8 protein-coding genes are annotated in these 11,890 nt (G+C 71.3%); all 8 read left to right on the top strand.

Annotated features, from left to right (window positions below):
* On the top strand, positions 1-2,376 hold a 2,376-nt coding region (locus JGS39_RS30900; protein ID WP_236065839.1), incomplete at its 5' end, for a beta-xylosidase/alpha-l-arabinosidase.
* 172 nt (positions 2,377-2,548) lie between these two features.
* A complete protein-coding gene (locus JGS39_RS30895; RefSeq protein ID WP_219573006.1) occupies positions 2,549-3,646 on the top strand; it encodes an endo-1,4-beta-xylanase in 1,098 nt (365 codons plus the stop codon).
* 23 nt (positions 3,647-3,669) lie between these two features.
* The gene (locus JGS39_RS30890; protein WP_219573005.1) at positions 3,670-4,938 is read left to right on the top strand and encodes a glucarate dehydratase family protein; all 1,269 of its coding nucleotides are present in this window, start codon (positions 3,670-3,672) and stop codon (positions 4,936-4,938) included.
* 72 nt (positions 4,939-5,010) lie between these two features.
* Positions 5,011-6,543: a sodium:solute symporter family protein gene (locus JGS39_RS30885; protein ID WP_219573003.1), complete on the top strand. Its 1,533-nt coding sequence runs from the start codon at positions 5,011-5,013 to the stop codon at positions 6,541-6,543.
* An 84-nt stretch (positions 6,544-6,627) separates the two neighbouring features.
* Positions 6,628-9,810 (top strand): glycosyl hydrolase 115 family protein, encoded by a 3,183-nt coding sequence (locus tag JGS39_RS30880; RefSeq protein WP_219573001.1) that lies wholly within the window; start codon positions 6,628-6,630, stop codon positions 9,808-9,810.
* Positions 9,811-9,907: 97 nt separating this feature from the next.
* The gene (locus JGS39_RS30875) at positions 9,908-10,291 is read left to right on the top strand and encodes a hypothetical protein (RefSeq protein ID WP_219573000.1); all 384 of its coding nucleotides are present in this window, start codon (positions 9,908-9,910) and stop codon (positions 10,289-10,291) included.
* Positions 10,292-10,490: 199 nt separating this feature from the next.
* A complete protein-coding gene (locus tag JGS39_RS30870; RefSeq protein WP_219572999.1) occupies positions 10,491-10,763 on the top strand; it encodes a DUF1876 domain-containing protein in 273 nt (90 codons plus the stop codon).
* Positions 10,764-10,882: 119 nt separating this feature from the next.
* On the top strand, positions 10,883-11,890 hold a 1,008-nt coding region (locus JGS39_RS30865; protein WP_219572998.1), incomplete at its 3' end, for an NADH:flavin oxidoreductase/NADH oxidase.

Here is an 11,890-nt window from a genome sequence, read left to right as displayed (position 1 = left end):
CTCCAGGGTCATCCGGGGGACCAGGTCGGCGACCCCTCCCTCACCCCCGAGGAGCGGGTCGCCGACCTGGTCCCCCGGATGACCCTGGAGGAGAAGGCCGCCCAGCTGTACGGAATCTGGGTGGGCGCCGACGCCGAGGGCGACGGGGTCGCCCCGCACCAGAACGACATGGTGGATCCGGTCGACTGGGACGACCTGACGACCCGCGGTCTCGGCCAGCTCACCCGGCCGTTCGGCACCGCTCCCGTCGACCCCGGCGTCGGGGCCCTCGCCCTGGCCCGTGCCCAGGAACGGATCGCCGAGGCCGGCCGCTTCGGCATCCCCGCCCTCGCGCACGAGGAGTGCCTGGCCGGCTTCACCGCCTGGGGCGCGACCGCCTACCCCGTCCCGTTGTCCTGGGGCGCGGCCTGGAACCCGGACCTGGTCGCCGAGATGGCCCGGCGGATCGGCGCCGACATGCGTGCCGTCGGGGTCCACCAGGGGCTGGCGCCCGTCCTGGACGTGGTGCGCGACCTGCGGTGGGGCCGGGTCGAGGAGACCATCGGGGAGGACCCCTATCTGGTGGCCACCATCGGCACCGCCTACGTGCGGGGGCTGGAATCCGCCGGAATCATCTCCACGCTCAAGCACTTCGCCGGCTACGCGGCCTCCGCCGGCGCCCGCAACCTCGCGCCGGTGCGGGCCGGGGCCCGTGAGGTAGCGGACGTGATCCTGCCGCCGTTCGAGATGGCCCTGCGGGAGGGCGGGGCGCGTTCGGTGATGCACTCCTACGCCGAGATCGACGGCGTGCCCGCGGCCGCCGACCCGGCCCTGCTCACCGGGCTCCTGCGCGACACCTGGGGGTTCACCGGGACCGTCGTCGCCGACTACTTCGGCATCGGCTTCCTGGAGACCCTGCACAAGGTCGCCGCCGACCGCGCCGACGCCGCCCGCCTCGCCCTGAGCGCCGGTGTCGACGTGGAACTGCCCACCGTCCGCAGCTACGGCGACGTCCTCGTCGCCGCTGTCCGGGACGGGGCGGTGGACGAGGCGCTCGTCGACCGCGCCCTGCACCGCGTCCTGCTCCAGAAGTGCGAGCTCGGGCTGCTCGACCCGGACTGGTCCCCGCTGCCCACCGCACTGAAGGGCGCGGACCCCGAGAAGGCACGCGACACCGTCGACCTCGACCCGCCGGAGAACCGCGCCCTGGCCCGGGAGCTCGCCGAACAGGCCTGTGTGCTGCTCGCCAACCCCGGCGGCACCCTGCCGCTGCGGAACGCCGGGCGCATCGCAGTGGTCGGGCCCCGCGCGGACGACGCGCTGGCCATGCTCGGCTGCTACTCCTTCCCCAGCCACGTCGGCGTCTCGCACCCCGGGTTCGAGAGGGGCATCGACGTGCCGACGGTGCTGGAGTCGCTGCGCGGGGAGTTCCCCGGCGCAGGGGTGGACTTCGCCGCCGGGTGTGAGGTGGACGGTACGGACACCTCCGGGATCGCGGAGGCCGTCCGGCTGGCCCGGGACTCCGACGTCTGCGTGGTCGTGCTCGGCGACCGGGCCGGTCTCTTCGGCCGCGGCACCTCCGGCGAGGGCTGCGACGCGACCGACCTCTCGCTGCCCGGCGTGCAGGGCGAGCTCCTCGACGCCCTGCTGGCCACCGGAACCCCGGTGGTCCTGATGCTGCTGACGGGCCGCCCGTACGCGCTGGGACGATGGGCGGACCGGACGGCAGCGATCGTGCAGGCCTTCTTCCCGGGCGAGGAGGGCGGTCCGGCACTGGCCGGGGTCCTCTCCGGCCGGGTCAACCCCTCCGGCCGGCTTCCGGTCAGTGTTCCGCAGGGGCCGGGCGGTCAGCCGTGGACGTATCTGCAGCCGCCGCTGGGGCTGTTGAGCGGGGTCAGCAACCTGGACCCGACACCGCTCTACGCCTTCGGGCACGGCCTGTCGTACACGACCTTCGACTGGGAGCGGGGCGATCCCGCCCCGGCCGAGATCCCCACCGACGGCTCCGCCGACGTCGAGGTCACGGTCCGCAACACCGGGGAGCACGACGGGGCCGAAGTGGTGCAGCTCTACCTCCACGACCCGGTGGCCCAGACCACCCGGCCGCAGGCACGGCTGATCGGCTACGCCAGGGTCCCGCTCGCCGCCGGCGCGGCGGCCACGGTCCGGTTCCGCTTCCACGCGGATCTGGCGTCCTTCACCGGCATCGGCGGCCGTCGTGTCGTCGAGCCCGGCGCGCTCGAACTGCGGCTCGCCTCCTCCAGCGACGCGGCCGATGTCCGCCGGACCCTGCGGCTCAGGCTCACCGGCCCCGAGCGCATCGTCGACCACCGGCGACAGCTCGTCTGCGGCACCTCGGTCGAGCCCGCCCCCGTACCGGAGCCGGCCGCGCACTGACCGGTCCGGCCCCCACATCCGCACCATCCCCTTCGTGAACCTCCCCGCCGGCGAGCGGTCTCCCCGCCGGCTGCGGGGAGGTTCACGAAACTTTCGAAGCATCTTCATCGAACGTGCGTCGATCCCGGCATTCAGGTTCCGGGGGAGCCGTGCCCACCGAAAGGGATATGTCATGCGCAAGACAACCCAGGCCGCCATGATCGGCACCGCCGCCGCGGCCCTGCTCGTCTCCTCCTTCACCCTCAGCGCATCCGCGGCCCCGGAGCACTCCGGCTCGCACGGCAAGCCGAAGCCTCCCGCCGCCGACACCCTGGGCGGCCTCGGCCTGCGCGCCGACCTGCGCATCGGTACCGCGGTCGACATGGCGGCCCTGGCCGCGGACGCCCCCTACCGGGCCAAGGCGGCGGGCGAGTTCACCTCCGTCACCCCCGAGAACGTCATGAAGTGGGAGGTCGTCGAGAAGGAGCGGGGCACCTACGACTGGGCCGCCGCCGACGAGCTGGTCGACTTCGCCAGAGCCAACGGGCAGCTGGTGCGCGGCCACACCCTGCTCTGGCACAACCAGCTGCCGGCCTGGCTCACCGAGGGCGACTTCAGCGCCGGCGAGCTGCGCGCCATCCTGCGCAAGCACATCACCGACGAGGCCGGCCACTTCAAGGGCCGGATCTGGCAGTGGGACGTCGTCAACGAGGCCTTCAACGACGACGGCACCCTGCGCGACAGCATCTGGCTGCGCAAGCTCGGCCCCGGCTACATCGCGGACGCCTTCCGCTGGGCCCGCCAGGCCGACCCCAAGGCCAAGCTGTTCATCAACGACTACAACATCGAAGGCGTCAACGCGAAGAGCACGGCGCTCCACGACCTGGTCGTGGAGCTGCGCAAGCAGCACGTACCGATCGACGGCGTCGGGATCCAGGGCCACCTCTCCGTCCAGTACAACGCCCCGCACGACATCGCCGACAACATGAAGCGGTTCGACGACCTCGGTCTGGAGACCGCGATCACCGAAGCGGACGTCCGCGTCCCGATGCCCTCCGACAGCACCAAGCAGGAGGCGCAGGCGGAGGGATACGACGTGCTGCTGCGGGGCTGCCTGCTCACCCGTCGCTGCACCGACTTCACCGTGTGGGGCTTCACCGACAAGTACTCCTGGGTGCCCGGCACCTTCGAGGGCGAGGGCGCGGCCAACCTCTTCGACGAGAACTACGCGGCCAAGCCCGCCTACAAGGCCCTGACCCAGGACCTGTTGCTCGCCGCCGGCCGGGACTGACCACTCACCGGAAGGGCATCGGTATGACGAACAGCCTCCGGATCACCGGAGTGAGGATCACCCCGGTGGCCTTCCGGGACCCGGCTCTGCTGAACGCCGTGGGCGTGCACGAACCGTACGCACTGCGTGCGATCGTCGAGGTCGACACCGGCGAAGGACTTGTCGGGCTCGGCGAGACCTACGCCGACGAGGGTCATCTGCGCCGCCTGCGGGCGGCCGCGGACACCCTCACCGGGATGGACGTGTACGCACTCGGCGCCATGCACAGCAAGGTGGCCGAGGCACTCGCCGGGGACGACGGCGCCGCCGGTTCGGGACTGACCGGGATGATCACCACCAGCAGCGCCGTCGACCGGGTCTTCTCCCCGTTCGAGGTCGCCTGTCTGGACCTCCAGGGAAAGGCGGCAGGCCGCCCGGTCAGTGATCTGCTGGGCGGCGCCGTGCGGGACTCCGTCCCGTTCAGCGCCTACCTCTTCTACAAGTGGGCCGGGCACCCCGGCGGCGAACCCGACGACTGGGGCGCGGCGCTGGATCCGGACGCCGTCGTGGCCCAGGCCCGGCGCATGATCACCGAGTACGGATTCACCGCCGTCAAGCTCAAGGGCGGTGTCCGGCCGCCCGAGGAGGAGATCGAGGCGGTCCTCGCCCTGCGCGAGGCACTCCCGGGGGTGCCGCTCAGGCTCGATCCCAACGCGGCCTGGAGCGTGCCGACTTCGGTCGCGGTGGCCCGCCGGCTTGAGGGTGTCCTCGAATACCTGGAGGACCCGACCCCCGGACTCGCCGGCATGGCGGAGGTGGCGCGGCAGACCCCGATACCGCTCGCCACCAACATGTGCGTCGTCGCTTTCGAGCACCTGGCGCCGGCCGTGCGGCAGGGCGCCGTACAGGTGGTGCTCTCCGACCATCACTACTGGGGCGGCCTGCACCGCTCGAAACAGCTCTCCGGCATCTGCGACACCTTCGGCATGGGGCTGTCCATGCACTCCAACTCCCACCTCGGCATCAGCCTGGCCGCGATGACCCACCTGGCAGCCGCCACACCCCACCTCACCTACGCCTGCGACACGCACTGGCCGTGGAAGACGGAGGAGGTCGTCGAGCCCGGCGTACTGGAGTTCACCGACGGGTCCGTCCAGGTGCCCAAGGGGCCCGGGCTCGGGGTGGAGCTCGACCGGGACGCGCTGGCCCGGCTGCACGAGCAGTACCTCCGCTGCGGTCTGCGCAACCGGGACGACACCGGCTACATGAAGCGGACCTACCCGGGCTACGAGAAGAAGTCACCGCGCTGGTGACCTGCCGCGGAGCCCGCTGCGGGTTCCGCGGCCCACCCTCCGTACCCCTCCACAGGACATCGAGGTTCTGTCATGGCCCCTCTCGACTGGGCCGCCCTGGGCGGCTACTTCCTGGTGATGCTGCTCATCGGCCTCTGGTCGCACAAGCGCGTCGGTGACGTCAGCGACTACTTCACCGGTGGCGGCCGGATGCCCTGGTGGCTGTCCGGCATCTCCCACCACATGTCCGGCTACAGCGCCGCCGTGTTCGTCGCCTACGCCGCCATCGCCTACAGCTACGGCATCACCGTCTACGTCTGGGCGTTCCTGCCGCTCGCCCTCGGCACCGGCGTGGGCGCCTGGCTGTTCGCCCCGCGCTGGAACCGGCTGCGGCAGCGTTACGCCGTCGCCTCGCCGCTGGAGTACCTGGCCCAGCGGTACAACGTCCCCACCCAGCAGGCGCTCGCGTGGAGCGGCGCCCTGCTCAAGGTCTTCGACGTCGCCGCGAAATGGGCGTCGGTGGCGGTCCTGCTCAACGTGTTCACCGGTATGTCCATGACCGCCGGCATCCTGATCACCGGCGTGGTCACCCTGCTGTACTGCACCGTCGGCGGGCTGTGGGCCGACGCGCTCACCGACTTCGGCCAGTTCGTCATCCAGGGCTTCGCGGCGCTGGCCATGGTCTGGGTCGTCCTCGACCGGCTCGGTGACGGTGTCTCCGGGCTCGGCACGATCTGGCACCGGCTGCCGGAGGGGCACGGTCATCCGCTGGTCGGCCCGTACACGGCCACCTTCCTCGGCGCGTACGTCGTCGTGAAGCTCTTCGAGTACAACGGCGGCATGTGGAACCTGGCCCAGCGGTACATGGCCACCGACACCCCGAAGGCCGCCCGGCGTTCGGCGGGGCTCTCCGCCGTGCTGTACGTGGTGTGGCCCGCGGTCCTGCTGTTCCCGCCGCTCGCCGCGGCCGTACTCCTGCCGGACATCACCGATCCGCAGAAGGTCTACGCGCTGATGGCGGAGTCGTATCTGCCGGCGGGCCTGGTCGGGCTGACCCTGGCGGGGATGTTCTCCCACACGATGGCCATGGCGTCGTCCGACGCCAACGCGGTCTCCGCCGTCGTCACCCGCGACATCATCCCGGCGCTCGTACGCGGCGCCAGGAACCTGCCCCCGGCGACGGGGCTGCTCATCGCCCGGGTCTGCACGGTCGTCTTCATCACCATCAGCATGGTCGTCGCCATCGAGGCCGATCACTTCGGCGGGGTGCTGGGCATCATCGTCGGCCTGGTCGCCGCCGTGATGGGGCCGATCTCGATCCCCATGCTGCTCGGTCTGCTGCCGCTCTTCCGCCGGTGCGGTCCGCGGGCGGCGCTGTCCTCCTGGGCGCTCGGGCTGACCGGCTACGTCCTGGTGAAGTTCGTGCTCGACAGCACCGACCAGACCCTCGTCATCGTCACCCCGCTGGTGACCTCGCTGGTCGTGTACGTCGTCGTCGGGCTGATCGCCCCCGAACCCGACGCGACGGCCGACGCGATCGTCGCGGCGGTCTCGGGCCCCGACGGCGACGAGGAGCCGGCCACGGCCGCGCAGCCGCAGCCCGTGGTGCCCGGCTCCGCCGGCTGACCGGGGCCCAACCCCATACCGGACAACTGTTCCGGGCACCCATCCACCCGAGTTGTTAAGAATGTGAACAAATAGGAGAGCAGTATGGACGACAACGTCCCGCAGTACGCAGGCCGCAGAGCGGTGCTGGGGCTCGGGCTGGGTCTCACCGCACTCACCGCGACCCCCCTCGGCTCCCTCCTCGGTCTGTCCGCCGAGGCCTCCGCGAACGGTCACGGCCCGGCGGCGCGGCCGACCGACCCCGGCGCGTACATCTCGTTCACGCCCCGGCGCGGCAGCTTCGCACTCGTCAGGAACGGGCGTGCGGCCCCGATCCTGGTCAGCGACCGCGACTGGGCCGGCGTCGTCCGGGTGGCCGGGGACCTCCAGAGCGACATCGAACGGGTCACCGGCGTCCGCCCCACGCTCTCGCACGGCGCGGCGCCCAAGGGCCGCGAGATCACCATCATCGGCACCGTGGGCCGCAGCCCGCTGATCGACGGACTCGTCGCTCGGGGCAAACTCGACGTCTCCGCGATCCGGGGCAAGTGGGAGACCAGCCTCCAGACCGTCGTCGACCAGCCGCTGCCCGGCGTCGACCGGGCGTTCGTGATCGCCGGCAGCGACCAGCGCGGCACGATATTCGGCACGTACGACGTCTCGCGCGGCATCGGTGTCTCGCCCTGGTACTGGTGGGACGACGTCGCGCCCGTACGCCGGGACGAGATCCACGTACTGCCCGGCAGGCACACCCAGGGCACCCCGGCCGTCAAGTACCGCGGCTTCTTCATCAACGACGAGAACCCGGCGCTCGGCACCTGGGCCCCCGCCTACTTCGGCCCCGGCAAGGCGCCCGGCTTCGAGGGCGGCTTCAACGCCGACTTCTACGCCAGGATCTTCGAGGTGATGCTGCGCCTCAAGGCCAACTACCTCTGGCCCGCCGTCTGGGGACGCGCGTTCGCCGAGGACGACCCGCTCAACCACGCCACCGCCAAGGCGTACGGCGTCGTCATGGGCACCTCGCACGAGGCGCCCATGATGCGCGGCATCGAGGAGTGGAACCGCCACGCTGTCGCGGCGGTACGCGACAGCGCGGGCAACATCACCACGCCCGGCCACGACCCCTACGGCGGCACCGGCGAGTGGTCCTTCCGCCGCAACGCCGAGGCGATCAAGGCCTACTGGGCCGACGGCATCCGCCGGATGAAGGACGAGGACTTCGAGGGCGTCGTCACCCTCGGCATGCGCGGCAACGGCGACGTCAGCCTGCCCGACGGCGACGGCATCGAGCTGATGACCGAGATCATCGCCACTCAGCGCAAGCTCCTGACCGAGATCTCCGGGAAGGACGTCACGACCATTCCGCAGGTCTGGACGCTCTACAAGGAGGTCCAGCACTACTGGGACCGCGGACTGAGGGTCCCCGACGACGTCACGGTGGTGCTCACCGACGACAACTGGGCCAACATCCGCAAGCTGCCCGACCTGAAGAACGATGCCCGCGAGGGCGGTTACGGGCTCTACTACCACTTCGACTACGTCGGGGTCGGCCGCAACTACAAGTGGGTGGACACCGCCTCCCTGCCCAACATGTGGGACCAGCTCCACCAGTCCGTCGCCTACGGGAACCACGGACTGTGGATCACCAACGTCGGCGACCTCAAGGGCAACGAACTGCCCACGCAGTTCTTCCTGGAGTACGCCTGGAACCCGGAGCGGTGGACCCTGGACCGGCTGCCCGAGTGGGAGGAGCGCTACGCCCGGCAGAACTTCGGTGAGAAGCAGGCCGCCGCGATCGCCTCCGTCCTGCGTGCCTACGCCCGGCTCCAGTCGCGGCGCAAGCCCGAACTGCTCAACCGGAGGATCACCCTGGACCCGGCCAAGGACCCGTCCCGGGACAGTTCGGCGATCGTGTACGACGACGAGGCGACGCCGTTCAGCATCGTCGACTACCGCGAACTGGAGCGCGTCACGGAGGAATGGCGACAGCTCGGCGCGGAGGCCGAGCGGGTCGGACGCCGGCTGCCGTCCTCCGCCCAGGACGCCTGGTACGAACTGGTCGGCTACGAGGTGCGGGCCACCGCCAATCTGTACGCCCTGCGCGAGGCGGAGTTCACCAACCTGCACTACGCCGCCCAGGGCCGGGCCCGCACCAACGATCTGGCGGCCGCCGCCGAGGCCAGGCTCGCCGACGACCTGGCCCTGGCCGACCGCTTCAACACGCGGATCGCCGACGGCAAATGGCAGGGCTTCCAGACCCAGCCGCACATCGACTACGGCGACGTGGCCCGGTACGGCCCGAACGCCCCCTGGCAGCAGCCCGAGATCAACAACGTCGCGCTCAAGGACGTCCTCTTCCCGGCGGTCCAGCGCATCGAACTGCCCGCCGGAGCCGAGATGGGCGTCGCCGTCGACGGATCGGCCGCATGGTGGCCGCACGAGCGGGGCCCCGCCGTGCTCCCGGTCTTCAGCCCGTACCAGAGCCAGCCCGCCCAGTACATCGAGGTGTTCAACCGGGGCCGCGCCCCGTTCGACTACCGTGTGCGCACCGGCGTCTCCTGGCTGACCGCGGACCGGGTCCGTGGCCGCGTCGAACAGCAGGACCGGATCACCCTGCGCGTCGACTGGGCCAGGGCCCCGAAGGGGGTCACCGAGGTGCCGGTCACCGTCAGCGGGCCGGACGGGGCGGAGGTCGTCGTCAAGGCGGTCGTCGACCGTCCCGCGCTGTCCCGTTCGCGCCTCGACGGCTTCGTCGAGGCCAACGGGTACGTCTCCATCGAGGCCGACCACTACAGCCGGGCCGTCGACGGAGGCGGCATCAGCTGGCAGCGCATCCCGGACATCGGTCGGACCGGCGCCGGGATGGAGCCCTTCCCGGTCACCGCGGCCCGGCAGACCCCCGGTGGCGGCAGCCCCCGGCTGGAGTACCGCGTCAGCCTGTTCACCACCGGCCCGGTCACCGTCCACGCCTATCTGTCGCCCCGCAACAACGCGCTGCCGACCGACGGGCTGACGTACGCGGTCTCCTTCGACGACGCCGCACCGCAGTCGGTGAACGTCACGAAGGCGACGGGGGCCGACGACGGGACCATGAACGCGCAGTGGGCCCGCAACACCTCCGACAACGTCAACGTCACCGGCACGGAGCACCACATCGCCGCCGCCGGAGTGCATGTGCTGAAATTCTGGATGGTCGACCCGACGGTGGTGCTGCAGAACCTGGTGGTCGACACCGGCGGCCTCAAGCCCAGCTATCTGGGCCCGCCGGAGAGCCTCCGGCTGCACTAGGGTCTTTCGTTCGGGTCATGCCGGACCCAGCGAGCCCGGCATGATCCAAACGAGAGGCCCTGGAAGCCCGGGGTCCGGACAAGGGAGAGCAGAGCGAATGACGAGCGGCAACGACGAGACCGGTACGCCGGCCGGCCGCCTGGAGGCGGCCTCGGCCGGTGAGGGCGTCGAGATCAGGGTCGGTACGCCGTCGGGAGATCTCTCGCTGATCTGCACCCCGGCCCGGGCCCGGGAACTGGCCACCGCTCTCGGCCTCGCGGCGGACGAGGCCGAGAGGGCGGGGTCGGCGGACCCGGTCACCGTCAGGGCGGACGAGCTGCGCCGCGGGGACGTACGCGACGGCGACCGCGCCATGACCGTGGACTCCGTCCGGACGGAAGGGGCCACCACCCACGTCACCTGGAAGTCGGGCGCCGGACGCAGCTGGAACCAGCTGTACGAGGCCGACGCCCGCATCACACTGCGCCGCCGCGGGCGGTGACGGCCCGGGGCCTTTCGTCCGGACCCCGTGAGCCTGGCCTGACCCCGCGAGCCGGGCGCGATCCGGACGAAAGGCCCCGGCTGCCGGGAGCCCGTCCGCTGTCGTGCACCAGGGCGTAGCCCGGTCCGGGGCCCCGCCCCGCCGCGCACAGCCGCGGGACGGGGCGCACCCTGGAGGAGAGGCTCCGGAGGTGAGCGCCATGACACAGACGGCTGTCGGATGGCACATCGAGCTGGAATTCGAGGAAGACACCCACCGCACCCGCGCGGCCGCTCTGGTGCGGCTCTCCGACGGGAGCGAGGTCCGTGCCCACGGCTATGCCAGCCGCCATCCCTCCGACTCCGAACAGCCCAGGGTGGGCGAGGAGATCGCGGGGGCCCGCGCACTCAACGAACTGGCGATGAAGCTGTTGACCAAGGCCCACGACGAGATCGACGAGGCGTCCGGCCGTACGTCGTACCCGCTGACCTGACGCGCGCCGCTCCGGACTCCGTTCCGTCTTGTACGAGAGACGTCGTAATTTGACGGACGTCGTAGTACGGGATGTATCGTACTAGCGATCCTTCCGTACCCGACGAAACGGAGTCCGTCGTGAGTGCCCTGTTCGACCCCTTCACCCTGAGGTCGCTCGTCGTGCCCAACCGGGTATGGATGGCACCCATGTGCCAGTACTGCGCCGCGGTGGAGGGGCCCGCGACGGGTGTGCCCACCGACTGGCACTTCGCCCATCTCGCCGCCCGCGCCACCGGCGGCACCGGGCTGATCCTCACCGAGGCGACGGCCGTCAGCCCCGAGGGTCGCATCAGCCCCGCAGACCTCGGCATCTGGAACGACACCCAGGCCGCCGCCTTCCGCCGCATCACGGACTTCGTCAAGGAGCAGGGGTCGGTCATCGGGATCCAGCTCGCCCACGCCGGCCGCAAGTCCTCCACCGCGGCCCCCTGGACCGGTGGCGGACCCGTCGGGCCCGAGGCGCACGGCTGGACCCCCGTCGCCCCCAGCCCGCTGCCCTTCGACGCCGGCCACCCCGTGCCGCACGAGCTGACCGTCGACGAGATCCAGGCGGTCGTCGCGGACTTCCGTGACGCCGCCCGCCGCGCCCTCGAGGCGGGCTTCCAGGTCGTCGAGGTGCACGGCGCGCACGGCTACCTCGTCGGCCAGTTCCTGTCGCCGCACAGCAACCACCGCACCGACGAGTACGGCGGCAGCTACGAGAACCGCGTCCGCTTCGCCCTCCAGGTCGTCGACGCGGTCCGGGAGGTGTGGCCCGAGGAGCTGCCCGTCTTCTTCCGGATCTCCGCCACGGACTGGCTCACCGAGAATGCCGAGGACGAGCGCGAGGGCTGGACCGCCGACGAGACCGTGCGGCTGGCCGGGGAACTCAGGGCGCACGGCGTCGACCTGCTGGACGTCTCCACCGGCGGAAACGCCCCCCGCGCACGCATCGCGACCGGCCCCGGGTATCAGGTTCCCTTCGCCGAGCGCGTGAAGCGGGAGACCTCGCTGCCCGTTGCTGCCGTCGGTCTGATCACGGACCCGCGGCACGCCGAGAAGATCCTCACCGAAGGCAGTGCGGACGCCGTGCTCCTCGGGCGCGAA

Origin of the sequence: Streptomyces poriferorum (assembly GCF_019399235.1) — a bacterium.
Taxonomy (GTDB): domain Bacteria; phylum Actinomycetota; class Actinomycetes; order Streptomycetales; family Streptomycetaceae; genus Streptomyces; species Streptomyces poriferorum.
The sequence above is the reverse complement of the archived record's forward strand: the minus strand, read 5'-3'. Positions and strand labels throughout refer to the sequence as shown.